Genomic DNA, 24,401 nt, shown 5'->3' with positions numbered 1-24,401 from the left:
GCCCCCACCCCAACCGTCCCCCGGAAGGGGAGGGAGCAAGACAAGTCGCTACTTGTAGCCCAGCAGCCTCATCGCCGGGGCCAGCCCCTTGCGGCTGCGCTCCATCGCCTCCCAGGGCTTGTTGCCGGTGGCGAATCGCTCCGCCGCGTTGGCCACGGTCCATTGCGAGGCGCTCGTGAGCACCGGCAGCTCTTCCCACGCCACAGGCACCGACACGCCCAGCCCCGGCCGTGAACGCGCCGACCACGCGGCAACGGTCGTCGCGCCGAAGCCGTTGCGCAGGTAATCGACGAACACCTTGCCCACCCGGTTGCGCGGCCCGCTCTTGGCGACGAAGCGCTGCGGAATGGTCTTCGCCAGATGCACGACCACCGCCTGCGAGAAGCCCTTGACGGTGTCCCAGTCGTATTGGCGGCGCACCGGCACCACCACGTGCAGCCCCTTGCCGCCGCTGGTCTTCAGGAAGGAAGGCAAGCCCATCTCGTCGAGCAGCGTGCGCACCAGCATCGCCGCCTCCTGGATCTGCGGCCACGCCACGCCCTCGCCCGGGTCCAGGTCGAAGGTCATGCGGTCGGGCTTGCCGATGGCGCGCGAGGTGGCGTTCCAGGTGTGCAGTTCGATGACGTTCATCTGCGCGGCACCGATCAGCCCTGTCTTGGTGTCGATCTGCAGCAGCGGCTCATGCCCCGGGTCGAGTGCGGGATCGAGCAGCTTCACGCCGGGGATCTCGCGGTTCTGCAGGTGCTTCTGGAAGAACAGCTCCCCGCCCACGCCTTCGGGCGCGCGCACCAGCGACACGGGCCGCCCGCGCAGATGCGGCAGCATGAGCGCGGCCACGCTGTCGTAATAGGCCGCGAGCTCGCCTTTGGTGATGCCGCTGTGCGTGTCGATCACGCGGTCGGCGTGGGTGATCTTGAGGGCCATGGGCGTTCCTGCTCCCCTGCGCATTTGTGATGGTGTGGATTCGCCGGCCGGCTGCGGCCGTTCGCGGCTTATGTCGCGCGCGGGCTTGTCGGCACGCAAGCCCTGGAACACCGCGTGGCGCACGCGGTGGTCGCGCGTCCATTCCCCAAAAGCCACCTCGGCCACCAGCGTGGGCTTGACCCATTGCGCCTTCACACCGCCCGGCGTGGGCTCGAAGGGGCAGGTTTCGGTGGCGAGCTTGTCGAGGCGCGACTTGATGTCGGCAAGGCGGTTCGCGTCGAACCCCGTGCCCACGTTGCCGCAGTAGCGCAGTTGTCCCGTGGCCTCGTCATGCACGCCCATCAGCAAGGCACCGAAGCCCGAACGCGAACCCTTGGGTGCGGTGTAGCCGCCGATCACGAACTCCTGGCGCTGCTGGTTCTTCAGCTTGATCCAGTCGGCCGAGCGGCGCGACACATAGGGCGAGCCCTTCAGCTTGCCCACGATGCCCTCGAAGCCGATGCGCGCGGACGAGGCCAGCAGGTCGTGCGGCGAAACGTCGAAGGCCTCGCTCAGCCGCAGCGATGCGGGCGGTTTCTTGCCCAACAGCTTTGCCAGCCGCGCGCGCCGTTCCTCGACGGGCAGGTCGCGCAGGTCTTCGCCGTCGAGAAAGGGCGCGTCGAACAGCCAGTACGCCATGGACGAGGTGGCGCCGCTGTCGAAGGCGTTCTGCAGCGCCTGGAAGTCGGGTGCGCCATTCTCGCCGTCGACGGTGATCTCGCCGTCCAGCCAGGCCGAATCGGTGGGCAGCCTGGCCAGCGCCTTGGCCAGCGCGGGCAGCCTGGCGGTCCAGTCGTGGCCGTTGCGGGTGAAGCAGCGCACCTTGCCCTTGTCGATGCGCGCCAGCAGGCGGTAGCCGTCGAACTTGAGCTCGTAGAGCCAGTTCTCTGGCGATGCGGGTGGCGAGGCCGCGAGGGTGGCGAGTTGGGGCTGCAGGGTGGCGGGCAGCGCGACTTTCTTCGCCGCCTTGGGGGCGGCCTTCTTTGCGACAGCTTTCCTTGCAGCGGTTTTCTTTGCGGGCGCCTTGGTCGCGACCTTCTTCGGCGGCTGGCCGACCTCGTCCACGCCCAGCCCGGTGATCACGCTCGCGGGCTGCGCTTCGAGCACGTCGTAGTCGCCGATCGGCCGCGCCTCGCCGTCGCGCTCCTTGATGAGCAGCCACGGCTCGTGCGACTCGTCGCCCTTGCCGTGCATGCGCACCAGCGTCCAGTGCCCGTGCAGCTTCTCGCCGCGCAGTTCGAACTTGAGCTTGCCGGCGGCCAGCGATTGGCGCGCATCGCCGTCGGGCAGCCAGTCGCCGCGGTCCCAGACGATGACGGAGCCCGCGCCGTACTGCTTGGGCGGGATCGTGCCCTCGAAGTCCGCATAGGAGATCGGATGGTCCTCCACATGCACCGCCATGCGTTTCACCGTCGGGTCGAGGCAGGGTCCCTTCGGCACGGCCCAGCTCTTGAGCGTGCCGTCGAGTTCGAGCCGGAAGTCGTAATGCAGATGACTCGCGTGGTGCTTCTGGATGACGAAAGACAGCACGCCCTTGCCCGCCTTGCCGCCAGTCTTGGGCTCCGGCGTGCGGGTGAAGTCGCGCTTGCCGTGATAGCGCGCCAGCGCCTTGCTCGCGGCCGATGCGGTGGTGCCCATGGCGATCGGCCCGCGTCAGGCGGCGCGGCGCGCCTTGGCGGCTGGGGCGGTCTTGCCAGCCGCCTTCGCGGCCGGCTTGCGCTTCTTCGCGGCAGCCTTGGGAGGGGGTGCTTCGCCCTCCTCCGCTTCGTCGTCGTCAGCGGTTGGCTTGGCCTTGCTGCCGCCCTTGCGCAGGCTGCGCTGCAGCAGCTCCGTGAGGTCGATGATCTTGGCGCCGCGGCCTTCGCCGGCCTGCCCTTCCTCGGGCTCGGGCTGCGTCACCGTTTCGGTCTGGCCGGCCTTCACCTTCTTGTCGACCAGCCGCAGGATCTCGTCCTTGAACTCGTCCTTGAATTCGTTCGGGTCCCAGTCGGCGCTCATGTCCTCGACCAGCTGCCTGGCCATCGTGAGCTCGCGCTCGCTCAGGCCCGCCTTCTTCACGTCTTCGGAGGGCAGCGGCAGGTCGGCCCAGGGGCGGATGTCGGCGCCCCAGCGCAGCAGGTTCAGCACCAGTCCCGGGCCCACCGGCACCAGCACGGCCAGGTGCTGCTTGGTCTGGATGACCACGCGCGCCACCCCCACGCGACCGCTGCGCTGCAGCGTCTCGCGCAGCAGGGCGTACACCTTGGCGCCGCGGTTGATGGGCGCCACGTAGTAGGGCCGCTCCAGGTACACGAAGGGAATGCCGTCGACCGGCACGAAGGTCTCGATCTCGATGGTCTGCGTGGTCTTGGGGTAGGCCGCCGCGATCTCCTTGTCGCTGAGCACGACGTATTCGCCGTCTTCGTAGGCAATGCCCTTCACGATCTGCTCGCGCGCGATTTCCTTGCCGGTCTTCTTGTTGATGCGCTTGTAGCCGACCGGGTCCATGGTGCGCTTGTCGAGCCAGTCGAAGTCGATGCCGTGGTCGGTGGTGGCCGAGTAGAGCGCGACCGGAATGTGGACCAGGCCGAAGCTGATCGCGCCTTTCCAGAGGACGCGCGGCGCAGGGGATTTTTGAGAGACGGGCATGGGCACACTCCTTCGGCATGGCACTTTGCGCCTGCCCTGGCCGCCCGGTGTAGGAGCGCCGCCCCAGACGCGGTCAGGCGGTGCCGGTCGAACCCGCCACGGACCCCAGTTGCCGCTCGCTCGGATGCGCGAAGTAGAACCACTCGGTGCCGGGCAGCGCCACGGCGTTGGGAAACACGATGAAGCCGTCGTCGGGCGCACTCACCAGCGTGCCGTCGTGGCGCATGCCGATGGGCTCGCCGCGTTGCACTTCGTCGAAGGTGGCCCAGTCGCGCACGAAGCTGTCTTCTTCATGCAGGCGGTCGGTCACGCTGGCCAGGCGCAGCAGCCGGGGCGCCTGCACCGGCGCCCCCGAGAGCCCCGGCGGCAGCGCCGCCATGCCCAGCAGCGCCAGCGCGCGGCGAATGGCGCGCCACGCCACCTCGGGCGCCTGCGGGTCCAGGTGCTGGCCGCATTCGAGCGTCACGCCGTAGCCGCCGCGGCTGCGGATGTACTCGTTGGTGCCGCGGCCGAAGTCGAGCGCGGCCTCGTCGGCAGGCGCGCCGCCCGCGCGCTGCGCCAGGTTCGCGGCATAGATGTCGAGCCAGCCTTCCACCACCACGGGCGTGCCGATGTGCAGCGCCAGCTGGCCTTCCTCGAACGAACGGGCGAAGGGCTCCAGCGTGCCGGTGTTGTCGCGCGGGCCGATCATGGCGAAGGCCTCGCCCGCGCTCTGGAAGGAGTGCAGGTCGAGCAGCACCTCGTGGCGCGCGATCAGCGGGGCCAGCACGTTGGTGATGCGGGCTTCGTAGTCGGCGGGCTGTTCGCTCGGGCGAAACAGCCGGTTGAGGTTGCGCTCGCCTTCGCGCTGCAGGCGGCGCCGCGCAAGCGGGTTGGCCACGGGCACCAGGGTGAGCTCGCCGCGCTGCAACTGCAGCGTGCCGGCGTCGAACTCACCCAGGATGCGCTCGATGCCCAGCGTGCCGGAGATTTCGTCTCCGTGGACGCCGCCCACCACGAGCAACCGCGGTCCGGGGGTCAGCGAGGCAAAAGTGTGGATGCGCAGGCTGTCGGTGGCCACGCCGGCAAAAGGATCGGAGGACATGCCGGGGATTATTGCGGAGCCCCATGGCACTGCGCAAAGGCACTGCGCATTCGATGGCGTTCGAGCGCGCACCTACAGGGGCAGCCTTGCATGTCCTACCGCCCTGCCGGGGCGCTCGCGGCACGCTGGAGCGAATCACAAGGAGCAGCGCAATGAACACGAAGACGAAGACCCAGCCGAGCGACAGGACCGCGGACGCGAACGACGGCAAGACCAAGGTGCAGCAAGGCGGCGAACCGGCCCCGCGCCTGCCGAACGAGCGCGACCAGTCGTCGGACAGCCAGCAGACCCGGGACGGCAAGCCGTCCGAGGTGGGTCGCAAGGCCCATGACGACGTGGAGCGCGGCGTGGTCGACACCGACCGCGGCCCGGAGGCCGACCGCGTCTACAACGAGCAGGTCAAGCGCTGACGCTCAGGCCGCGGCAACGCCGGGGAGCTGCTTGCGCATGTCGGCGATCACCGCGCCGTAGTCCTTGGCATTGAAGATCGCGCTGCCCGCCACGAAGGTGTCGGCGCCGGCGGAGGCCACGCGCGCGATGTTGTCGACCTTGATGCCGCCGTCCACTTCAAGGCGGATGTCGCGCCCGCTCTGCTCGATGCGCTTGCGCGCCAGTTCGATCTTTCGCAGCGCCGAGTCGATGAAGCTCTGGCCGCCAAAGCCGGGGTTCACGCTCATGATCAGGATCAGGTCGATGTCGTCGATGGCCCAGTCCAGCGCCTCCAGGCCCAGCCCCGGGTTGAACACCAGCCCGGCCTTGCAGCCTGCGCCCTTGATCGCCTGGATGCTGCGGTTCACATGGGGCGACGCGTCGGGGTGGAAGCTGATGCAGTCGGCACCCGCTTCCGCGAAGGACGCGGCCAGCGCATCGACCGGCTGGATCATCAGGTGCACGTCGATGGGCACCGGGGTGCCGTCGGCGGTCTTGGCGTAGGGCTTGAGCGCATGGCAGATCATCGGGCCGAAGGTCAGGTTCGGCACGTAGTGGTTGTCCATCACGTCGAAATGGATCCAGTCGGCGCCGGCCGCGATCACGTCGGTCAGTTCTTTGCCGAGGTGCGCGAAGTCGGCGGACAGGATGGAGGGCGCAATGCGAAACGGGGTGCTCATGTCCCCGATTCTCGCAGCCGATGGAAGTCCGACGAAAGGCCTCCGTTACCATGCGCCCCATGTCAAACAGCCCCTTCAGCGTCCAGGTCGAACCGCGCTACCTGGCCGACCAGTCCTCCCCGAAGGACCACATCTACACGTTTTCGTACACGATCACCGTCACGAACACGGGCTCGGTGGCGGCCCAGCTGATTGCCCGCCACTGGCGCATCAACGACGCGTCGGGCCATCCGCAAGAGGTCAAGGGCCTCGGCGTGATCGGCCAGCAGCCGTTGCTGGCGCCCGGCGAATCTTTCCGTTACACGAGCGGCTGCCGCCTGCAGGCGCCCAGCGGCACCATGCATGGCAGCTTCCTGGTGGTGACGGAGGAAGGCGAACGCTTCGACGTGCCGGTGCCGATGTTCGTGCTGGAAGCGGATGTCGACGGCACCCCGGTGTCGCGCATCCTGCATTGAGCGCCACGACGCTCCCTTTTTCTTTTCCTTCCCCTCCATGGCAGCCGCTTCGCGCGACTTGCAGGGGCTGCTTGCCGGCCTCGACCCCACGGCCGATGTGGCGCAGCGCCACATCTGGCTCATCAACCTCTTCGACTGGCTGCGCGGCGACCGTGCGTCGCCCCAGGCGGCCATGGGCCGCGTGCAGCTGCTGCTCGACGCCATCGAGGCGCGCCCGGAGCTGCGCGAGCGCCTGCGCGCCTGGTGGCGCGTGTTCACGCAGTCGGTCGACCTGACCACGCTGCTGGCCGACTACGGCTTCGCGCCGCGCACGGCCTTTGCCAGCGAACTGGCCGAACGGCTGCGCCGCAAGATACTGCCGGGCACGCCGGAGACCACCGACGCGTCGGACCTGTTTCGCATGGTGCTGCCCGGTGTGTTCGACGCGGGCTGGATCGCGCTGCTCGACGAGGCGCCGCTCGCGCGCATCGGCATGCTGCTGGCCGATGCAGCCATCGACGACGACGGTGCGCCGCGCTGGCGCCACACGGTGATGGACGCCGTCACCTACTGCGCCAGCCAGGTGGTGGCGGCCGGCTTCTCGCCGGAGCTGCGGCTGCGCATGAGCGCCGAGCTGGGCGCCACGCGGCCCTTTCATTCGCTGATGGCCGACCTGGACGAACTGCGCGAGCAGATGTTCGCCCAGACGCGCAACGAGGAAGCCCTGCAGGGCGCCTTCATCGCCTTTCGCGACCGGCTCGATGCCTGCCGCACGGTGGCCTCGTCGGTCTACACGCACCTGGAAGACAACGGCATCTCGGTGGGCCTGGTGTTCCGGTTGCGCCAACTGCGCGAGCGCGTGCTGCGCATCCGCGAGCTGCTCGACTGCCTGATGTCGCCCGTGCCGGCGCCCAGCGTGGCGCGGCTCGTCGGCCGGCTCGTGCTGGCGGGCGGCGAGCGCAACAGCATCCGCGCGCTGATTGCCTCCAACTCGTCGATGCTGGCCGCCAAGGTGACCGAGCGCAGCGCCGAGACCGGCGAGCACTACATCACCCGCGACCGCGCCAGCTATGCGCAGATGGTGAAGAAGGCCGCAGGCGGCGGCGCGCTCACGGCATTCACCGTGCTGCTGAAGTTCGGCATTTACGCGCTGGCGCTGTCGGCTTTCTGGAGCGGGCTGGCCGCCGGCCTGATGTACGCGGCCAGCTTCGTCGCGATCCAGCTGCTGCACCTGACGCTGGCCACCAAGCAGCCCGCGATGACGGCGCCAGCCCTGGCGGCGCGGCTGCGCGACATCAAGTCGGACGGCGCGGTGGTCGACTTCGTCGACGAGGTCGCCAACCTCGTGCGCTCGCAGGTGGCCGCCGTGCTGGGCAACGTGCTGGTGGTGGTGCCGGCCATGCTGGCCCTGGCGTTGCTGGTGCAACTGGCGCTGGGCCGGCCCCTGCTCGACGCCGCGCATGCCGCAGCCACGCTGGATTCGCTGTCCCTGGCGGGCCCCACCGCGCTTTATGCGGCAATCACCGGCATCCTGCTGTTTTCGGCCAGCATCATCGCGGGTTGGACAGAAAACGCCTTTGTCCTGCATCGCCTGGACTCCGCCATGCGTTACAACCCCCGCATCGGCGCTTTTCTGGGCGCCGCCCGGGCACGCCGCTGGGCTGACTTCATGCGCACACACATCTCAGGCTTCGCCTCCAACATTTCCCTGGGACTCATGCTCGGGCTGCTGCCCGCGTTCACGGGTTTCTTCGGGCTCGGGCTGGACGTGCGGCACGTGACACTGTCGGCCGGGCAGATTGCCGCTGCCGCGGCGTCCACGGGTCTCGCGGTGCTGCACCAGCCCGCCCTGTGGTGGGCGGTGGCGGCCGTTCCGGTCATCGGCGCGCTCAATGTGAGCGTGAGTTTCTATTTCGCTTTCCGGCTGGCGCTGCGCGCGCACAGCGTGAGCCTGGCCGACCGCGCGCGCATCCGCCGCGCGATCTGGGCGCGCTGGCGCAGCCGGCCGGTGAGCTTCTTCCTACCTTCATGAATTTGACGAGCTTCATCAACGACATGCTGGGCTTCTGGTCCGAATGGGTGCGCCCTTCGGCCGGCCTGCCCACCATCCTCTGGTCGCTGCTGCTGGCAGCGGCCGCGGCCTCCGGCCACCTGGTGCAGCGTTACCTGGGGCTGCCCAAGGTCATCGGCTATTCGCTGGTGGGCGCGGTGGTCGGCTTTGCCGGCTTCGAGGGCGCCATCTGGCCGCTGCGGGGCCTGAGCCTGTTCCTGCTGGAACTCGGCGTGGCGGTGGTGCTGTTCGAGGCCGGCGGCCGGCTGCCGCTGCGCTGGTTCCGCCACAACCCGATGGTGCTGGTGCAGAGCCTGCTGGAAGCCACGCTGACCTACTTCGGCGTGTACTGGATATTGACGATGCTGGGCCTGCCCGAGCCGGTGGCCAACCCCATTGCGCTGATGGCGATCGTCGCCTCGCCCGCGGTGCTCAGCCGCGTGATCATCGACACCCGCGCCGCCGGCCCGGTGACCGAACGCGCCATGACGCTGGCCACGCTCAACACCTTGTATGCGCTGGCGCTGGGCTACGCACAGGCCGGGCTGATCGAGCGCGCGCCGCAGACGCTGCTGCAAAAGCTCTACCCGGTGGGCGTGGTGCTGGGCCTGTCGTTCGTGGTGGGCGCCGTCATGGCGCTGGCGCTGCGCTCGGCCCTGCGGGTGATGAGCCCGACGAGCGAGAACACCTCCATCCTGCTGCTGGCGATCATTGCGGCGGGTGCCGCGCTCACCGCGCACGTCGGCGGCTCGGCGCCGCTGGCCGCGCTGATCGGCGGCGTGCTGCTGAAGGCGCTCAACCCCAAGCCCTGGGCCTGGCAGCGCCAGTTGGGCACTGCCGCCTCGCTGCTCACCATGCTGATGTTCGTGCTGGTGTCGATCGTGGCGGCGCAGGCCGACTGGACGCTGCCCGTGGCCAGCGTGGTGCTGGCGGTGATCGGCGTGCGCCTGGTCGCCAAGATCGCGGGCGTGGCCATTGCCAACCCCGGCAGCGGCGCCAGCTGGAAGCAGGCCTTCTGGGTCGGCTGCGCCATGTCGCCGCTGTCGTCGATCGCGCTGCTCATCGCCTCCAATTTCGCCACCGCCTCGCCGTTGCTGGGCACCATGATCACGCAGGTCGCGCTGCCTTCCATCCTGCTGATGGAAGTGGTGGGCGCGGTGCTTGCCACCGTGGCCATCCACGCGGTGGGCGAGAGTTCGGTGCCCTGGGCGCCCCAGGCCTTCAGCACCACCGAGGACACGCAGCGATGAGCACCACCCTTCACACGCCCGTCGATCCGGACAGCGACGACGTGCGCTCGGCCGCCCTGCCCGCCGACCCGGCAAGCCGCGTCGTCAAGCTCGAGCCCTTCAACAAGTCGGAGGCGCTGTCGCTCGGCGTGGAGCTGGAGCTGCAGCTCGTGAACACGCACGACTACGACCTGGCTCCCTACGCCGAGGACATGCTGCGCCTGATGGCGCAGACCCCGCTGCCCGGCAGCGTGGTGCCCGAGATGACGTCGAGCATGATCGAGATCTCGACCGACATCTGCCATTCGGCGCAGGACGTGATCACGCAGCTCTCGCCCATCCGCGAGGCGCTGATCCGCAATGCCGACAAGCTCAACATCGCGGTGGTGGGCGGCGGCACGCATGCGTTCCAGCAGTGGCACGAACGGCGCATCTATGACAAACCGCGCTTTCGCGAACTGTCGGAGTTGTACGGCTACCTGAGCAAGCAGTTCACCATCTTCGGCCAGCACGTGCACATCGGCTGCCCCGACGCCGACTCGGCGCTGCTCATGCTGCACCGCATGTCGCGCTACATCCCGCACTTCATCGCGCTGTCGGCCTCGTCGCCGTTCGTGCAGGGGCAGGACACGCAGTTCGACTCGGCGCGGCTGAACTCGGTGTTCGCGTTCCCGCTGTCGGGCCGCGCGCCCTTCACCACGAGCTGGAAGGAATTCGAGGCCTACTTCGAGCGCATGACCCGCACCGGCGTCGTGCGCAGCATGAAGGATTTCTACTGGGACATCCGCCCCAAGCCCGAGTTCGGCACCATCGAGATCCGCGTGTTCGACACGCCGCTCACGGTGGAGCGCGCCGCCGCGCTGGCGGGCTACGTGCAGTCGCTGGCCGCCTGGTTCCTGCAGGAGCAGCCTTTCGAGCCCTGCGAGGACGACTACCTCGTGTACACCTACAACCGCTTCCAGGCCTGCCGCTTCGGGCTCGACGCGGTGTACGTCGACCCGGCCACCGGCCAGCACATGCCGCTGCGCGACCACATCCTGATGACCATGACCCAGCTCGAATGGCACAGCGAGGCGCTCAACGCCACGCAGGCCCTGGGCGAGCTGCGCACCAGCGTGGAAGCCAACCGCAACGATGCGCGCTGGCTGCGGGAAAAGCAGGGCAAGGAGCGGTTGCTGGCGGAAGTGGTGCGGCAGGCGGCGCTGAGGTTTCGCGGTCAGGCTTGAGCCCGGGCGCCAGCCCGTATGCTCGCACCCCATGGGTGAATTCGACCTGATCACACGCTACTTCAAGCGCCCCGCCGTGCGCTCTCCGCTCGGCGTGGGCGACGACTGCGCACTGCTGGCGCCCGCAGCGGGCATGCAGCTCGCCGTGTCGTCCGACATGCTGGTCGAGGGCCGGCACTTTCTGTCCACCGTCGAGCCCGCGCGGCTGGGCCACAAGGCGCTGGCGGTGAACCTCAGCGACCTGGCGGCCTGCGGCGCGAAGCCGCTGGCCTTCACGCTAGCGCTCGCATTGCCGGGCGTGGACGAGCCCTGGCTCGAAGGCTTCTCGCGCGGCCTGTTCGCATTGGCCGACGCCCACGGCTGCGAACTGGTGGGCGGCGACACCACGCGCGGTCCGCTCAACATCTGCATCACGGTGTTCGGCGAGGTGCCGGCCGGCGCGGCGCTGCTGCGCTCGGGCGCGCGCGCGGGCGACGACATCTGGGTGAGCGGCACGCTGGGCGATGCGCGGCTGGCGCTCGAGGTGTTCCGGGGCACGGTGGCGCTGTCGGCCGAGGCCTTCGAGGCCGCGCGCGCCCGTATGGAGCAACCCACGCCGCGCGTGGCGCTGGGGCAGGCGCTGCGCGGCATCGCCTCGTCGGCGGTGGATGTGAGCGACGGTCTGATCGGCGACCTGGGCCACATCCTCGCGGCCAGCCGGGTCGGTGCCGTGCTCGACGCCGACGCCGCCACAGCGCTCGTTGCCGCCGAGGCGCCCGGCCTGCGCACCGAGATCCTGCGCACCTGCGCGCTTTCGGGCGGCGACGACTATGAGCTGGTCTTCACCGCACCGCCCTCGGCGCGCGAAGCGGTCGCGCAGGCCGGCGCGAAAAGCGCCACCCGCGTCACGCGCATCGGCCGCATCGAGGCCGATGGCGGCCTGCGCATCGTGGATGCGGCCGGCGCGCCGGTGTCACAGCGCTTCGGCTCGTTCGACCACTTCATCTGAGAAGGGGCGAATCGACCTGCTGCGCGCCGCGCCGCTCAGGAGCCGCGCACCACCGTCTGCAGTTTCTGCTGCGCCGCGTTGATGGCGCTCGACTGGGCGTTCAGCTGCTGCAGCATCTTGTTGAGCTCGGCCTGCACGGCCGGGTCGGTCACGGTGATGGTGCTGCCCGAGACCTGGATCTTCGACTTGTTCTGCTCGATGTAGCCGCCGATGGCCAGCGCGCTGTCGAACACGGTGTCGAGCGCGGGAAACACTTCCTTGAAGGTGGCCGCAGGCACCGTCACGGTCTTGTCGTAGGCCTTGTCGTAGACCTGCTTCAGGTCGTCGGGCTGCTTGAGTTGCGCGTGCGCGGCGTCGGCCTTGGCGGTCTGCTGGTCGAGCGCGGTGCGCAGGCCGGCCATGCCTTCCTTCGCGGCCCTGATGTCGTCGCGGCGCGAGACCAGGTCGCCGATGGAGCGCAGCCCGCCCTTGGCCATGATCTGCGTCATGGGCTGGCTTACCGACTTGTTCATGCCCTCGTTGAAATCGGTGATCACGGCGTAGTGCTGGGCGTAGTCGCCGAACGAAGCCTTCTCGTCCGCGCTGGGTGTCGGCACGCGAATGCCGGGCTTGTCGAGCACGCGGGTCTGCAGGAAGGTGGTGAAGGCCTTGCGCTGCTCGGCCTCCTTGTTGCCGCAGGCCACCAGCGCGAAGCTGAAGGCCACGAGGAGCGACAGGGCTCCCATGCGTTGAACGATGTTTCTCATGAGGCAGTCCGCTCCCGTGTGTTTGTTGTGAAAGCAAAAAATTATAGGGAGCGCCGAATGACATCGATGCAGGCGAGCGCCGCGACTTGCAGCGTCTTGCCAGGTCAGCCGGGCCCTCAGCCGCCGCGCCTGCCCACAGCGCGGTATGCAAGCCAGAGCGCCGCAGCGGGGGCGAGCGCGAAGCTCGCGAACAGCCAGGCCGCGGCCGACTGCGCACCGTGCGTGCCGCCCGGCGTGGTGAGCCCCGCCGCATTCGCCACCAGGCCCGCCACCGCGGCGCCCACGGCCATGCCGTAGAGCTGCACGGTGGTGATCGAGGCGGAGGCCAGGCCTTCCTCGCCCTTGGGTGCCAGCGACATCACGCGCGTTAGCAGGTGCGGCCAGCCGATGCCCACGCCGAGCCCCACGGCCGCCAATGCAAGGGCGACCAGCACGGTCTCGAACACCGCGCCGAAGCGACCCGGCGCCGGCAGCAAGAGCGCGAGCGCCACGAGCCCCAGCGTGCAGACCACAGGGCCGGCGCGCAGCATGCGGTCGGCCCCCGCCCCGGTGCGGCCCGACGACGCCAGCGAGCCTGCGCTCCAGCCGCCCGCCATCGCGGCCGTGAGGTAGCCCGCCGCGAGCGGCGAGTGGCCGTGCAGCAGTTGCAGGAAGTACGGCACGAAGATCTCGGTGGTGGTGCCGATCAGCAACAGCGCCACGCTCGCGTAGATGGCGCCCAGCGGCGCACTCATCGCATAGGCGCCGCTCGGCAGCACGCGCACGGTGGCCCGGCTGTCGATGCGCGTGGCCGCAAACCCGATGGCCAGGCCCACCGCCACCCCGGCGGCCTGCCCCAGCAGGCCGGACCATAGGCCGCTGGCCGCGATCACCAGCACCGAGGCCGCTAGCAGGCCGATCTGCACGCCGGGCACGCGCGGCAGCGTGGCCGGCGGCTCGTGGGTCACCCCCGCCGAGGGGCGCAACTGCACCAGCACCAGCACCGCCTGCGCGGCCGCCACCGGCAGCAGGAACCAGAAGGCCCAGCGCCAATGCCCGGCCTGCGCGAACAACCCGCCCACGGCCGGCCCGCACAGCGTGGCCACGCCCCACATGCCCGACACCAGCGCCACCGCGCGCGGCCACAGCCGCTGCTCGAACACCAGCTGGATGAGCCCGTAGCTCAGCGCCGCCAGCAGCCCGCCGCCCAGCCCCTGCACCGTGCGGCCCGCGAGCAGCCAGGGCATGGCCGACGCGAGCGCGCAGCCCACCGAGCCGGCGCTGAACACCGCCAGCGCGGCCAGGCAGGCGCCGCGCGGCCCGAGCACCGCGAGCAGCCGCACCGACAGCGTGGCCCCGAGGATCGAGCCGACCACGAAGAGCGTGGTGCTCCATGCATACCAGTCGAGCCCGCCGATCTCGCGCACCACCGACGGCAGCACCGTGGTCACGATGTGCACGTTCACGGCATGCAGTGCGACACCGCCGGTGAGTGCCAGCGCGCGCCAGCCGTTGCGGCCGCTGAAAAGTTCACTCCAGGCGGCAGTGGCGGGGGGTGGATGCAAGGCGGAGGAAGAGGAAGACATGAACGAATGCGAAGGTCGAAAAGAAGCCCGGATACTAGGCGGCGGTCGCCAATTAAACAAGCTATTACTTTGATAAATAAAAGCCGCCGCGCAGATGCCGCCGCAGCAGCCGCCACAGATGCGCGACACTCCTGCCCCTGATGCAAGCCGCTTCTTCCACACCGACACCCGACGCCGGCGCCATGCCCCGACCCTCCATGCGCCGCCCCACGCTGCGCTTTCTGCTGTCGCACCCCGCGCACTTCATCGCGCTGGGTTTCGGCTCCGGCATGCCGCGCTTCGCGCCGGGCACGGTGGGCACGCTGTGGGCCTGGGCGGCCTTCGCGGTGATGCAGCTGTGGTTCACGCCCGCCACCATCGGCTGGATCATCCTGGCGTCGCTGCCCGTCGGCTGGTGGGCCTGCACCGTGACCGCGCGCGACATGAACGTGGCCGACCCCGGCGCCGTGGTGTGGGACGAAGTGGTCGCCTTCTGGATCGTGCTCTGGCTGGTCACGCCCGCCGGGCTGCTGGCGCAGGCCATCGCCTTCGCGCTGTTCCGTTACTTCGACGCCGCCAAACCCGGCCCGGTGGCCTGGGCCGACGCGCTCTTCAAGCAGCGCGACGCGGCACAGATCCGCTGGTGGCATGCGGGCTTTGGCATCATCCTCGACGACCTGGTGGCGGCGTTCTGCACGCTGCTGGTCATTGCGCTGTGGCGCGCTTGGTGAACCTGATGGATTCCTCTTCTTCCTCGACGTTGCCGATGTCTTCGGCTTCCGCTGCGGCACCCGCCGACCTCGACACGCCCGAGCTCGTGGTGGCGCTGGCCGGCCTGCTGCAGAAAAAGGGCTGGATGCTCGCCACCGCAGAGAGCTGCACCGGCGGGTTGATCGGCGCCGCCTGCACCGAGCTGGCCGGGTCGAGCGCGTGGTTCGAGCGCGGCTTCATCACCTATTCGAACGAAGCCAAGTCCGAACTGCTGGGCGTCGATGCGGCGGTGATCGCCGCCCACGGCGCGGTCAGCGAGCCGGTGGCGCGCGCCATGGCCACGGGCGCCATCGCGCATTCGGCCCGCTCGGTGCCTGTGCGCGTGGCGCTGGCCGTGACCGGCGTGGCCGGCCCGACCGGCGGCACTCCCGACAAGCCGGTGGGCACGGTGTGGTTCGGCTGGTCGGTCGACGGCAGCGTGCGCACCGAGCGCCGCCGCTTCGACGGCGACCGCGCCACGGTGCGCTCGGCCACGGTACGGCACGCGCTGCACACGCTGGTCGAGCTGCTCGGCCGCTGACCTTTTTTTGCAACCCCGAGAGGCCCCATGACCGCAGCCACCAATGCCCAGACCATCGAGCGCTTCTACGGCGCGTTCGCCAAGCTCGACGCCGCCACCATGCAGGCGTGCTACGCCAGCGACGCGGTGTTCGACGACGAGGCCTTCTCGCTGCGCGGGCGGCGCGAAGTGGGCGGCATGTGGCGCATGCTGGCGTCGGCCACGCTGGCCAAGGGCGCCGACGTGTGGCGACTGACCTGGCGCGACGTGAAGGCCGACGACACCACCGGCAGCGCCCATTGGGACGCGCACTACCGTTTCAGCGCCACCGGGCGCATCGTGGACAACAGCGTCGACGCGCGCTTCACCTTCACGCCCGACGGGCTCATCGCCACGCACCGCGACAGCTTCGCGTTCTGGACCTGGTCGCGCCAGGCGCTCGGTACGCCGGGCCTGCTGCTGGGCTGGAGCCCGATGCTGCGCAAGAAGGTGCGCGCCACCGCCGCGGCCAACCTTGTCAACTACCTTGCACGCCAGCCATGAGCACCACCGACCTCGTCTTTTCGAACAACGAAGCCCAGCACCGCTACGAAGCCGCGCTCGAGGGCAAGCTCGCCGCCTATGCCGAGTACAACCGGCTGACCGACGCGATCATGTTCACGCACACCGAGGTGCTGCCGGAACACGAAGGCAAGGGCGTGGGCTCGGGCATTGCGAAACACGTGCTCGACGAGGCCCGCGCCAACGGGCTGCATGTGATTCCGGTGTGCCAGTTCATCGCGGGGTACATCCGCAAGCACCGCGAGTACGCCGACCTGGTGCGGCCGGACATCCAGCGCGCCTTCAAGATCTGAGGGCGCCGGCCTTCGGCGCGGGCAGCCATGCAAAGGCCGCGATGCCCAGCACCAGCAGTGCGGCGATGGTGCCCAGCACGGCGGTCAGCGGGTCGCCACCGTGCGCCGACGCCACCGAGGCGGCCACGCCGGTCACCCACTGCATGAGGGCCACGCCGAGGAACATGGCCATGGTGAACACGGCCATCGCGCGGCCGGTGAGCGTGGCCGGGTAGGCGCCGCGCACGTCGGCGTACTGCCACACGATGAAGCCCGAGAGCACGCCGATCAGCACCATGCCCGCAATGTCGAGCCAGGCCGAGTGCAGCACCGCGATGAGCGCGAACAGGGCCGCGTAGCCGAGCGCGCAAATCACGATCCAGCGGCGGCGCGAGGCGCCGTCGCGGTCGAGCCGGCCGAACAGCGGCGCGCCGAAGAGCGAGATCACCGACACCGCCAGCGCCACGTTGCCGCTCTGCACCAGCGAGTAGCCGTGGCGTTCCATCATCAGCGGGCCGAGCCACAGGCCGCGCAGCGAGATGAAGGCGGCATACGTCACGGCGCCGAGCACCACGATGCCCAGCGTGTGCGGCATGGCGAACAGCGCGCCGAACTGGCGGATGGCCGCGGGAATCGACTCCTGGGTGCGCGGCGTGGCGGAGGCCGGCTCGTGCACCCAGTGCCAGATGGCCAGCCAGGCCAGCGCCGCGGCCACGGCCAGCACCACGAAGCCCGCGCGCCACGAATACGCCTGCACCAGCCACGCCAGCGGCGTGCCGGTGACCAGCATGCCCAGCCCGCCGATGGCCAGCACCATGCCCGACACGGTGGCGAAGCGCGCCGCCGGAAAGTGCCGCGCGATGAACACGGTGCACACCAGGAAGGCCGGCGCGCAGCCGACGCCGATCAGCGCCTGCCCGGCCACCAGCACGAGGTAGCTGGACGACACCGCCGACAGCAGCGCGCCGGCGATGGCCACCGGAAACGCCACCAGCACGGTGCGCCGCACGCCGTGCAGGTCGATGCCGATGCCCATGAAGAGCTGCATCGCGCCGAACGCAAAGTGAAAGGCCCCCGAGAAGATCCCGAGGGCCTGGGCGGACAGGTGAAAGTCGGTCTGCAGCGGGCTCGCCATGATGGCGCCGACCGTGCGGAAGGCCTGGCTGAGCGCCACCCCGGCGCACAGCGCCAGGACCATCGTCCAGGCCGCACGTGCCGTCAGGGGCGCCAGGGGCGCGCTGCCGGCCGCGGTGTCAGGCACCGTGGCACTTCTTGTACTTCTTGCCGCTGCCGCACGGGCAGGGGTCGTTGCGGCCCGGCTCGGCCTCCTTGCGGAGGGTCTCGACCTTCGGCCCCAGGCTCTTCCAGAGCTGGCGCAGGTCGTACACGGCCCAGATGGCGGCGCCGAAGTCGTCCAGCCGCTGCTGGCTCACGCTGGGCGGGGCGTCGTCGCTGTACATCGACAGCGTGGGCTTGGCGGTGTCGTCCTCGGTGAGCGCCACGATGTTGTCGAGCGCGTCGTCGAGCATCTGCGCGGCTTCCTTGTCGCGTGGCGCGGCCCACTCTTCGGGCCAGTTTTCCACCGCGTACATGAAGCCCAGCGCCCAGACCTGGGCGAAGGACGGAATTTCCTCGCCGGCCACTTCGGCACGCTCTTCCTCGGGCAGCGAGGCGATCGCGCCGCGGGTGTCGAGCACCTCGGGCTGCCAGCTGCGCTCGTCGTCGAGCGTTTCGACGGGAGCGTCCAGGCCCTCGACGATCTCGGCCCAGCGGCGCTTCCAGTTCCAGACGAACTCCATGTGCTGCGCGGACGAGAAGCCGTCGCCCAGCAGCACGGGCCAGTATTCGGCGGGCGGGATCGGGCGGCGGGTGCAGATCAGCGCGGCCATGAAGCCTTCGCAGAACTCCCACTGGGGAATTTCCTCGTCGTGCTCGCGCATGGCGTCGAGCGCCTGGTCGAGGGCGTCGAAATCGTCGGGCCCGAGCGGCGCCTGGGCGTCGGACGTGGCGGGGGCGGCAGGGGTGGCTTCAGGAGCCGGCGTGGGGGCTGGAATGGTCGTCATGGCAGGTTCGGGGCAGCCCTCTATGATGCAGCAGGCTTCGGTCGACACTATTTCTATGCCCACGATTATTCCGTTTCCGACGCGCTATAGCGCTTTTGCCCTGTGCGTGGTCGGGCTTGTGGCCTGCCTCGCTTTCGTGCTGATGTCTCCGCACCTGTGGCTCGCATGGGTCGGGCTGGTGGTTTTCGCGGTGCTTGCGGGTACAGGCGTCCACGACCTGCGCCAGACCCGCCACGCCATCCTGCGCAACTACCCGGTCATCGGGCACCTGCGCTTTCTGCTCGAGTACATCCGCCCCGAAATGCGGCAGTACTTCATCGAGAGCGACGCGGAAGCCGCGCCCTTCTCGCGCGCGCAGCGCTCGCTGGTGTACCAGCGCGCCAAGGGCGAGCCCGACAACCGGCCCTTCGGCACCCAGCTGGACGTGACCATCGCGGGCTACGAGTGGATCAACCACTCGATGCAGCCGACGCAGCTGGCGAACCACGACTTTCGCATCGTGATCGGCGGCACGCCCCAGCCGGCGGATGGCAATGCCGCGCAGGTCTGCACGCAGCCGTACAGCGCGAGCGTGTTCAACATTTCGGCCATGAGCTTCGGCGCGCTGTCGGCCAACGCCATCCTCGCGCTCAACCAGGGCGCCAAGATGGGCGGCTTCGCGCACGACACCGGCGAGGGCTCGATCTCGCAGCACCACCGGGTGCACGGCGGCGACCTGATCTGGGAAATCGGCTCGGGCTACTTCGGTTGCCGCAACGACGACGGCACCTTCAACGAAGAGCGCTTCACCGCCAACGCGCGCGACCCGCAGGTGAAGATGATCGAGGTCAAGCTGAGCCAGGGCGCCAAGCCCGGCCACGGCGGCGTGCTGCCCGCGCCCAAGGTCACGCCCGAGATCGCGGCCGCGCGCGGCGTGCCGGTGGGTGTGGACTGCATCTCGCCCTCGTCGCACAGCGCCTTCACCACGCCGACCGAGATGATGCATTTCATCGCGAAGCTGCGCGAACTGTCGGGCGGCAAGCCCACGGGCTTCAAGTTCTGCCTGGGCCATCCGTGGGAATGGTTCGCCATCGTCAAGGCGATGCAGGCCACCGGCATCACGCCCGACTTCATCGTGGTCGACGGGGCCGAAGGCGGCACCGGCGCGGCACCGGTCGAGTTCAGCGACCACGTGGGCGCGCCCCTGCAAGAAGGCCTGCTGCTGGTGCACAACACGCTCGTCGGCGTGAACCTGCGCCACCGCATCAAGATCGGCTGCGCGGCCAAGGTCATCACCGCCTTCGACGTGGCCCGCATGATGGCGCTGGGCGCCGACTGGTGCAACGCGGCGCGCGGTTTCATGATGGCGCTGGGCTGCATCCAGGCGCAGAGCTGCCACACCGGCCACTGCCCCACCGGCGTGACCACCCAGGACCCGCTGCGCCAGCAGGCGCTGGTGGTGCCCACCAAGGCCGACCGGGTGCGCAACTTCCACCGCAGCACGCTGCATGCGCTGCAGGAGCTGGTGCAGGCCGCGGGCCTGGACCATCCGCAGCAGATCACTGCGCACCACATCGTGCGCCGCATCTCCGATACCGAGGTTCGCCTGCTGAGCAACCTGGTGATGCAGGTGCAACCGGGCGCGCTGCTCGGCGCGCTCGACGCGCAGCACAACGTTTTTCGCACCTACTGGCCGCTGGCCAGTGCAGAGAGTTTCCAGCCCGTGACGCAAGGCCCGCAAGGGCTGGTGTCGGGCTTTGCAATGGCCGCATGAGCGCAGCGCCGGACCGCCCCGAGCAAGCTCGTACCGCAGCACGCAGTGCGGAGGTACCGATCTGATGAATCCACTGAAACGAGGCGCGAACGCGCGCCTGCAATCGCGCAAGGGCGCCGCTTCGGCGCCCGCGCCCCTCGACGCACTGGCGCGCACGCCGGCCCCCGGCGACTACGCGGAATTCTTGCGCGTGACGCTGCCCCGGCAGCAGAAGAACGTGGCCAGCCACCGCTTCGGCAGTGAGCGCGTGTGGCTCAAGAAGGCCGGCCCCCGGCACGGCAAGTGGGGCTACCGCGTGATGGCGGCGGTCGCGCGCATGGTGCGGCTGGACATCATCAAGCCCGTGCCCAACCCGGGCGGCGAGGCGGCCATCGCCACCGAGGCGCGGCGGCTGAAGCAGCTCGCGGCCGCCGGCCTGCGTGTGCCCACCGTGCTGGCGCAGCAGCCCGACGGCCTGCTGATCTCGGACCTCGGCGAAAGCGGCCGTGCCACCGTGGTGCTGCAGGAGCGGCTCGACCAGGCCGCGGCCGCCGGCCCCGCCGCGCTGCTCGCCGTGTGGCGCGAAGGCCTGGCCGCCATCGCCGCCGTGCACGTGTGCGGGCAGCACCTGAGCCAGGCCTTCGACCGCAACCTCGTGCAGTGCCCCGACGGCGTGATCGGCTACATCGACTTCGAGGACGACCCGGCCGAGGTGATGACGCTGGCCGAGTGCCAGGCACGCGACTGGCTCAGCTACCTGCACTCCACCGCCATGATGCTGGAGGCCGCCGCGCCGCAGGCCGCGGGCCAGCACTGGCACGCGGCGCTGGCAGGGGTGAGCGGCGAAGTGCGCGAGCGCATCGCCAACGCGGCGCGCCGCATGCGGTGGGCGCAGAAGCTGCCGGCCAGCCGCCGCTGGGGCCGCGACACGCAGCGCGTGCGGGCCGTGGCGCGGTTGCTGGGGCAGTGGCACGACACAGCACCGGCCGCCTGATCCCGGCCGTTCGCAGGCGCGACCTTCAGTTCAGCGCTCGGCCCAACGCAGCGCAGCCAGCAGGTTGCTGTGATCGTCGGTCCAGGTCGAGACGCCGCCGGCATCGATGGCTTCGCCGCGCTCGCGGATCACGGGGTCTTGCAGGAAGCCCGGGTCGCGCGTCAGCAGCACGTACTCCGATGCGTGTTCGAGCGTGAGATTGCCCGGCACGGGCGTGAACTGGACACGCACCGCCTGCATGCCCGCGTCCTCGGCCAGGCGCTTGACCACCGGCGCGAGTTTCAGATGCCGGTTGCTGATGTGGAAAGCGATCACGCCCGTGGGCAGCAGGTGCTTGCCGTAGAGCGCCAGCGCCTCGCGCGTCATCAGGTGCATCGGAATCGCATCGCCCGAAAAGGCGTCGACCACGATCACGTCGAAGCGCTGCGAACCCTGCGCATCGAGCTCCTGCTGCATCAGCAGCCGCGCATCGCCCTGTGCGATCTCGACCTTCGCGGGCGAATCGGCGAGATAGGTGAAATGCGAACGCGCCGCCGCCGTCACCCGCGGGTTGATCTCGTAGAAACGCAGCGTGTCCCCGGCGCGCCCGTAGGCCGCGAGCGTGCCCACGCCCAGACCGATCACGCCCACGCGCTGCGTCACGCCTCGGTGGGTGAGCAGCGCCAGGCCACCGCCCGACTTCGGCCCGTAGTAGGTGCTCGCCAGCCGCCGCTGCACCGCGCCCTGCAGTTGCTCGCCATGCGAGATCACGCCGTGCATCAGCCGGCGCGATGCGGTCAGCGCGCCCGGAATGCCGAACTGCTCCACGCGCAGCGCGCCGTAGAAATTGCGCACGCGCAGCATCGTGCGGTTGTCTGCCTCGAGCACGGAGGAAACCGAGAGCCAGGCCACCGCCACCGACGCCAGCGCGCCGAAGAGGCCGGCGCCCGCCGCCCATGAGCGTGCCCGCCATGCGGTGTAGCCCGCCGCGAAGCAGGCCAGCGCAGCGACCGACGCATACAACACGTTGAGGGACACCGCGACCGCATCCATCTTCAGGAACGCCGCGAAGCCCACGACGACGGCGAACGCGAACGCCAGCCACACCCATTGCTGGCGCGCCCGCGAGAGCCATAGCATGACCAGCCCCGGCACCGCCAGGCTCGCCGGCAGCTCCCAGTAGCCGTTGAAGAAATGCGGCGCGGCCACGCCCGCGAAGATGCCGCCCACCGCGCCGCCCAGCGCCAGCAGCAGGTAGAAGCGCGTGAGCCGCGCGGGCCCGGGCCGCGCACGCGCCAGTTCGCCGTTGGCGAACATGCAGATCGCGAAGAGGCCCGCGCAGAAGAGACCGATGGCCGCGGCGATCGGCAGCGAGCGCTGCGGCGTGTTCAGGTACCAGCCCATCACCGGCGTGAGCAACAGCACCGCCGGCCAGAACAACCAGCGCCGGTACCAGCGGTCGCTGTCGAAGCACAGCACGAAGCTCAGCAGGTACAGCGCGAGCGGCACGATCCACAGCATGGGCACCGAGGCGATGTCCTGCGTGACGAAGGCCGACACCGCGAGCAGCGCGACCGTGCCGAGCGCGGCCAGCACCAGCCACAGCAGCTGGTCGGCCCACGACAGCGGCACCGCGGGGGCGGCCGAGGCCGAGGCCGATGTCGCGGCCGCAGGGGCCCCGGTCTGCGCGGCCTGTGCCTTGCCCACGGCCACCACCGACACGATCGCCAGCACCGCGAACAGCCCGAAGCCTGCCGACCACGCCACCGCCTGCGCACGCAGCGCGAACACCGGCTCCAGCACGAAGGGGTACACCACCAGGGCCGCCAGCGCCGCGAGGTTCGACAGCGCGAACAGCCGATACACCTTCGCCTGCCGCGGCGCATCGCCCGCATGCAGCCGCGCGACCCAGCTCTGCACCAGCGGCCCGGTGGTGCACACCGCGAGGTACGGCAGCCCGATGGTGGCGGCCAGCACCGCGAGCACGCCCGCCGCCGGGTCGCCCTGCCCGCTTGGCTTCCACGCCGCATCGGGAATCACCGGCAGCATCGCGCAGGCCGCCAGCAGCAGCAGCGCATGCACCACGGCCTGCGTGCGCAGCGGCCGCCGCGAGAGCCGGTCGGCATAGAAGTAGCCCAGCAGCAGCACCACCTGGAAGAACACCAGGCACAGCGTCCACACCGCGGCAGAGCCGCCGAACCACGGCAGGATCTGCCGCGCGATCAGCGGCTGCACCAGGAACAGCAGGAAGGCCGAGACGAAGATCGTCGATGCGCACAGCGCCAGCGCGCGCCCACCCTGTGCAGCAGCGTTCGCGGCCGTGCGCATCAGCCGGGGTTGCCCGGGTTGGGCACCTTGTCCAGCTGGCCCTTCACCGAACCGTCCCAGATGGCCGGGCAGAAGGAGTTGCCGTCGCCCACCTTGTCGGCCAGCGCGTCGATGCCCTTGGCCGTCAGCTGCGAGGCCCATTCGGTGCTGTTGTTGCGCACGAAGGCGAAGATGTTGGTCATCGCGTCCTGCGGCTTCTCCAGCACGTTGATGCCGATGTTGTTGCTCCACGCCGGGTCCCACTGCAGGTCGATGCTGCGGTCGCTCTTGGGTCCGAACGAATAGAACGGATGCCAGTACATCGGCGACTCCATGCCCACCACGCCGTCGGCGGCCAGCGGGATCTTGCCGTTGGCGATGTAGTAGGCGTCCAGCTGGTTCAGGCGGAAGTCGGTGCCCGGCGCGGTGGCACCGTCGACCGACAGCAGCTTGAACCACGCCTCGCCCACGAACTGGTAGCCCTTGAGCGCCGTGAGGATGATCTTGTTGGCCACCGGAATGCCCAGCCGGTAGCCGTAGTGCACCCGCAGGTGCAGCACGCTGGCTTCGCCCAGCGTCTTGTTCGACACGTTGCCGCGCAGCTCGGCGTCGGGCGGCAACGGATCGCCGATGCCCGCGGTGGTGCTCATGGCCTTGGCCTTGAAGTCGTAGGGCAGCGGCTTGCGGTAGCGCATGGTGTCGTTGGGGATCTGCACGATCCAGCGGTTCTCGCCGAAGTTCTCGACGAAGGCCCAGTCCACGAAGGACGTCTGCGTGGGGTTCAGGTACTCGATGCAGGCCGACTGGATCAGGTCGGTGTTGGTGTCCACCCAGCCCTTGAACATGCCGCCCACGCTGGCGTCGCGCACGTTCAGCGGCATCATGCCCTTCACCAGCCCCTGCCACACGCTGCCGCGCGTGAGCGCGTTGGTGGTCAGCTCCAGCGCGGCGCTGTTGAGCGTGCCCAGCCCCGGCGCGGTCGAGTTGCCGATGCGAAACACGAAGGGCAGCGGCATGCCGTTGTTGAGCGAGCCCGCGCGCGCGGCCTCGTGCGCGGCGTACTCCAGCGTGAGGCGCGCGCGGTAGATCAGGCCGAACTGCACCACGCACATCACGAAAAGAATCAGCACCGGCAGCGCGATCATCGTCTCGGTCATGGAGGCGCCGCGCTGCGCCCGCGGCTGCTTCGCGCGGCGGCGCGTGTGAAGAGTGGATGGCATGG

Annotated in this window: 22 protein-coding genes; 12 read left to right on the top strand and 10 right to left on the bottom strand. The window is 69.6% G+C overall.

Features of this window, described 5'->3' with window-relative positions:
• Positions 1 to 48: 48 nt before the first annotated feature.
• The 3 genes from ligD to AC1DJH_RS17180 form a co-directional block, all read right to left on the bottom strand.
• On the bottom strand, positions 49 to 2,601 hold the full coding sequence (gene ligD, locus AC1DJH_RS17190; protein ID WP_478186493.1) for a DNA ligase D: 2,553 nt from the start codon (positions 2,599 to 2,601) through the stop codon (positions 49 to 51).
• A 15-nt stretch (positions 2,602 to 2,616) separates the two neighbouring features.
• On the bottom strand, positions 2,617 to 3,591 hold the full coding sequence (ku, locus tag AC1DJH_RS17185; RefSeq protein WP_478186492.1) for a non-homologous end joining protein Ku: 975 nt from the start codon (positions 3,589 to 3,591) through the stop codon (positions 2,617 to 2,619).
• A gap of 73 nt (positions 3,592 to 3,664) precedes the next feature.
• Complete coding sequence (locus AC1DJH_RS17180) at positions 3,665 to 4,675, bottom strand: M14 family metallopeptidase (protein WP_478186491.1); 1,011 nt, start codon at positions 4,673 to 4,675, stop codon at positions 3,665 to 3,667.
• A 152-nt stretch (positions 4,676 to 4,827) separates the two neighbouring features.
• Between AC1DJH_RS17180 and AC1DJH_RS17175 the strand changes: the two genes are divergently transcribed.
• Positions 4,828 to 5,085, top strand: a complete 258-nt coding sequence (locus AC1DJH_RS17175) for a hypothetical protein (protein WP_478186490.1) — start codon at positions 4,828 to 4,830, stop codon at positions 5,083 to 5,085.
• Positions 5,086 to 5,088: 3 nt separating this feature from the next.
• On the opposite strand, the gene rpe is transcribed toward AC1DJH_RS17175, so the two are convergent.
• Complete coding sequence (gene rpe, locus AC1DJH_RS17170) at positions 5,089 to 5,784, bottom strand: ribulose-phosphate 3-epimerase (RefSeq protein WP_478186489.1); 696 nt, start codon at positions 5,782 to 5,784, stop codon at positions 5,089 to 5,091.
• Positions 5,785 to 5,843: 59 nt separating this feature from the next.
• Between rpe and apaG the strand changes: the two genes are divergently transcribed.
• The 5 genes from apaG to thiL are packed head-to-tail and all read left to right on the top strand — an operon-like array spanning position 5,844 to position 11,711.
• Positions 5,844 to 6,239 (top strand): Co2+/Mg2+ efflux protein ApaG, encoded by a 396-nt coding sequence (gene apaG / locus AC1DJH_RS17165; RefSeq protein WP_435439050.1) that lies wholly within the window; start codon positions 5,844 to 5,846, stop codon positions 6,237 to 6,239.
• Positions 6,240 to 6,276: 37 nt separating this feature from the next.
• Positions 6,277 to 8,250 carry a site-specific recombinase gene (locus AC1DJH_RS17160; RefSeq protein WP_472125191.1) on the top strand — a complete coding sequence of 658 codons (1,974 nt, stop codon included), beginning with the start codon at positions 6,277 to 6,279 and terminating at the stop codon, positions 8,248 to 8,250.
• Entirely contained in the window at positions 8,247 to 9,518 is a 1,272-nt protein-coding gene (locus AC1DJH_RS17155; protein ID WP_472125194.1) for a cation:proton antiporter, read from the top strand. The genes AC1DJH_RS17160 and AC1DJH_RS17155 overlap by 4 nt, the downstream gene beginning before the upstream one ends.
• On the top strand, positions 9,515 to 10,723 hold the full coding sequence (locus AC1DJH_RS17150; RefSeq protein WP_472125196.1) for a YbdK family carboxylate-amine ligase: 1,209 nt from the start codon (positions 9,515 to 9,517) through the stop codon (positions 10,721 to 10,723). The genes AC1DJH_RS17155 and AC1DJH_RS17150 overlap by 4 nt, the downstream gene beginning before the upstream one ends.
• 31 nt (positions 10,724 to 10,754) lie before the next feature.
• Positions 10,755 to 11,711 carry a thiamine-phosphate kinase gene (gene thiL, locus AC1DJH_RS17145; protein WP_478186488.1) on the top strand — a complete coding sequence of 319 codons (957 nt, stop codon included), beginning with the start codon at positions 10,755 to 10,757 and terminating at the stop codon, positions 11,709 to 11,711.
• A 35-nt stretch (positions 11,712 to 11,746) separates the two neighbouring features.
• Here the strand turns inward: thiL and AC1DJH_RS17140 are convergent, their stop codons facing one another.
• Positions 11,747 to 12,457 (bottom strand): DUF3053 domain-containing protein, encoded by a 711-nt coding sequence (locus tag AC1DJH_RS17140; RefSeq protein WP_478186487.1) that lies wholly within the window; start codon positions 12,455 to 12,457, stop codon positions 11,747 to 11,749.
• A gap of 116 nt (positions 12,458 to 12,573) precedes the next feature.
• Positions 12,574 to 14,022 (bottom strand): MFS transporter, encoded by a 1,449-nt coding sequence (locus AC1DJH_RS17135; RefSeq protein ID WP_478186486.1) that lies wholly within the window; start codon positions 14,020 to 14,022, stop codon positions 12,574 to 12,576.
• Positions 14,023 to 14,204: 182 nt separating this feature from the next.
• Between AC1DJH_RS17135 and AC1DJH_RS17130 the strand changes: the two genes are divergently transcribed.
• From AC1DJH_RS17130 to AC1DJH_RS17115, 4 genes are read left to right on the top strand one after another with little or no spacing between them, the layout of a single operon-like run.
• Complete coding sequence (locus AC1DJH_RS17130) at positions 14,205 to 14,732, top strand: phosphatidylglycerophosphatase A family protein (RefSeq protein ID WP_478186485.1); 528 nt, start codon at positions 14,205 to 14,207, stop codon at positions 14,730 to 14,732.
• Between the two features lie 35 nt (positions 14,733 to 14,767).
• Positions 14,768 to 15,292, top strand: a complete 525-nt coding sequence (locus AC1DJH_RS17125; protein ID WP_478186484.1) for a CinA family protein — start codon at positions 14,768 to 14,770, stop codon at positions 15,290 to 15,292.
• A 27-nt stretch (positions 15,293 to 15,319) separates the two neighbouring features.
• The gene (locus AC1DJH_RS17120) at positions 15,320 to 15,814 is read left to right on the top strand and encodes a nuclear transport factor 2 family protein (RefSeq protein ID WP_478186483.1); all 495 of its coding nucleotides are present in this window, start codon (positions 15,320 to 15,322) and stop codon (positions 15,812 to 15,814) included.
• On the top strand, positions 15,811 to 16,125 hold the full coding sequence (locus tag AC1DJH_RS17115) for a GNAT family N-acetyltransferase (RefSeq protein ID WP_478186482.1): 315 nt from the start codon (positions 15,811 to 15,813) through the stop codon (positions 16,123 to 16,125). The genes AC1DJH_RS17120 and AC1DJH_RS17115 overlap by 4 nt, the downstream gene beginning before the upstream one ends.
• Here the strand turns inward: AC1DJH_RS17115 and AC1DJH_RS17110 are convergent.
• Both AC1DJH_RS17110 and AC1DJH_RS17105 read right to left on the bottom strand, forming a co-directional pair.
• Positions 16,115 to 17,302 carry an MFS transporter gene (locus AC1DJH_RS17110; protein WP_478186555.1) on the bottom strand — a complete coding sequence of 396 codons (1,188 nt, stop codon included), beginning with the start codon at positions 17,300 to 17,302 and terminating at the stop codon, positions 16,115 to 16,117. The two genes, AC1DJH_RS17115 and AC1DJH_RS17110, sit on opposite strands and share 11 nt — an antisense overlap.
• Positions 17,303 to 17,357: 55 nt before the next feature.
• A complete protein-coding gene (locus AC1DJH_RS17105) occupies positions 17,358 to 18,167 on the bottom strand; it encodes a UPF0149 family protein (protein WP_478186481.1) in 810 nt (269 codons plus the stop codon).
• A 55-nt stretch (positions 18,168 to 18,222) separates the two neighbouring features.
• Here AC1DJH_RS17105 and AC1DJH_RS17100 point away from each other — a divergent pair, with 55 nt between their 5' ends.
• Both AC1DJH_RS17100 and AC1DJH_RS17095 read left to right on the top strand, forming a co-directional pair.
• Entirely contained in the window at positions 18,223 to 19,920 is a 1,698-nt protein-coding gene (locus AC1DJH_RS17100) for an FMN-binding glutamate synthase family protein (protein ID WP_478186480.1), read from the top strand.
• 64 nt (positions 19,921 to 19,984) lie between these two features.
• Positions 19,985 to 20,893 (top strand): BUD32 family EKC/KEOPS complex subunit, encoded by a 909-nt coding sequence (locus tag AC1DJH_RS17095; protein WP_435487925.1) that lies wholly within the window; start codon positions 19,985 to 19,987, stop codon positions 20,891 to 20,893.
• 30 nt (positions 20,894 to 20,923) lie between these two features.
• Here AC1DJH_RS17095 and AC1DJH_RS17090 read toward each other — a convergent pair whose 3' ends face one another.
• Entirely contained in the window at positions 20,924 to 23,200 is a 2,277-nt protein-coding gene (locus tag AC1DJH_RS17090; protein ID WP_478186479.1) for a spermidine synthase, read from the bottom strand.
• The gene (locus AC1DJH_RS17085; protein ID WP_478186478.1) at positions 23,200 to 24,399 is read right to left on the bottom strand and encodes a TadE/TadG family type IV pilus assembly protein; all 1,200 of its coding nucleotides are present in this window, start codon (positions 24,397 to 24,399) and stop codon (positions 23,200 to 23,202) included. Before AC1DJH_RS17085 ends, AC1DJH_RS17090 begins: the two co-directional genes overlap by 1 nt.
• Positions 24,400 to 24,401: the final 2 nt, after the last annotated feature.

It is taken from the genome of Variovorax sp. 10N412 (genome assembly GCF_056394985.1).
This window is presented reverse-complemented; position numbering and strand designations above follow the sequence as displayed.

Bases quoted from the DNA above. Each gene is read 5' to 3' on its own strand.
- AC1DJH_RS17125 (WP_478186484.1), top strand. From the start codon at position 14,768: ATGTCTTCGGCTTCCGCTGCGGCACCCGCCGACCTCGACACGCCCGAG.
- AC1DJH_RS17120 (WP_478186483.1), top strand. From the start codon at position 15,320: ATGACCGCAGCCACCAATGCCCAGACCATCGAGCGCTTCTACGGCGCG.
- AC1DJH_RS17140 (WP_478186487.1), bottom strand. From the start codon at position 12,457: ATGAGAAACATCGTTCAACGCATGGGAGCCCTGTCGCTCCTCGTGGCC.
- ligD (WP_478186493.1), bottom strand. From the start codon at position 2,601: ATGGGCACCACCGCATCGGCCGCGAGCAAGGCGCTGGCGCGCTATCAC.
- AC1DJH_RS17090 (WP_478186479.1), bottom strand. From the start codon at position 23,200: ATGCGCACGGCCGCGAACGCTGCTGCACAGGGTGGGCGCGCGCTGGCG.
- AC1DJH_RS17100 (WP_478186480.1), top strand. From the start codon at position 18,223: ATGCCCACGATTATTCCGTTTCCGACGCGCTATAGCGCTTTTGCCCTG.
- AC1DJH_RS17130 (WP_478186485.1), top strand. From the start codon at position 14,205: ATGCCCCGACCCTCCATGCGCCGCCCCACGCTGCGCTTTCTGCTGTCG.
- AC1DJH_RS17150 (WP_472125196.1), top strand. From the start codon at position 9,515: ATGAGCACCACCCTTCACACGCCCGTCGATCCGGACAGCGACGACGTG.
- AC1DJH_RS17135 (WP_478186486.1), bottom strand. From the start codon at position 14,022: ATGTCTTCCTCTTCCTCCGCCTTGCATCCACCCCCCGCCACTGCCGCC.
- apaG (WP_435439050.1), top strand. From the start codon at position 5,844: ATGTCAAACAGCCCCTTCAGCGTCCAGGTCGAACCGCGCTACCTGGCC.
- ku (WP_478186492.1), bottom strand. From the start codon at position 3,591: ATGCCCGTCTCTCAAAAATCCCCTGCGCCGCGCGTCCTCTGGAAAGGC.
- AC1DJH_RS17160 (WP_472125191.1), top strand. From the start codon at position 6,277: ATGGCAGCCGCTTCGCGCGACTTGCAGGGGCTGCTTGCCGGCCTCGAC.
- AC1DJH_RS17085 (WP_478186478.1), bottom strand. From the start codon at position 24,399: ATGCCATCCACTCTTCACACGCGCCGCCGCGCGAAGCAGCCGCGGGCG.
- AC1DJH_RS17110 (WP_478186555.1), bottom strand. From the start codon at position 17,302: ATGGTCCTGGCGCTGTGCGCCGGGGTGGCGCTCAGCCAGGCCTTCCGC.
- AC1DJH_RS17155 (WP_472125194.1), top strand. From the start codon at position 8,247: ATGAATTTGACGAGCTTCATCAACGACATGCTGGGCTTCTGGTCCGAA.
- AC1DJH_RS17175 (WP_478186490.1), top strand. From the start codon at position 4,828: ATGAACACGAAGACGAAGACCCAGCCGAGCGACAGGACCGCGGACGCG.
- AC1DJH_RS17180 (WP_478186491.1), bottom strand. From the start codon at position 4,675: ATGTCCTCCGATCCTTTTGCCGGCGTGGCCACCGACAGCCTGCGCATC.
- AC1DJH_RS17105 (WP_478186481.1), bottom strand. From the start codon at position 18,167: ATGACGACCATTCCAGCCCCCACGCCGGCTCCTGAAGCCACCCCTGCC.
- AC1DJH_RS17095 (WP_435487925.1), top strand. From the start codon at position 19,985: ATGAATCCACTGAAACGAGGCGCGAACGCGCGCCTGCAATCGCGCAAG.
- thiL (WP_478186488.1), top strand. From the start codon at position 10,755: ATGGGTGAATTCGACCTGATCACACGCTACTTCAAGCGCCCCGCCGTG.
- AC1DJH_RS17115 (WP_478186482.1), top strand. From the start codon at position 15,811: ATGAGCACCACCGACCTCGTCTTTTCGAACAACGAAGCCCAGCACCGC.
- rpe (WP_478186489.1), bottom strand. From the start codon at position 5,784: ATGAGCACCCCGTTTCGCATTGCGCCCTCCATCCTGTCCGCCGACTTC.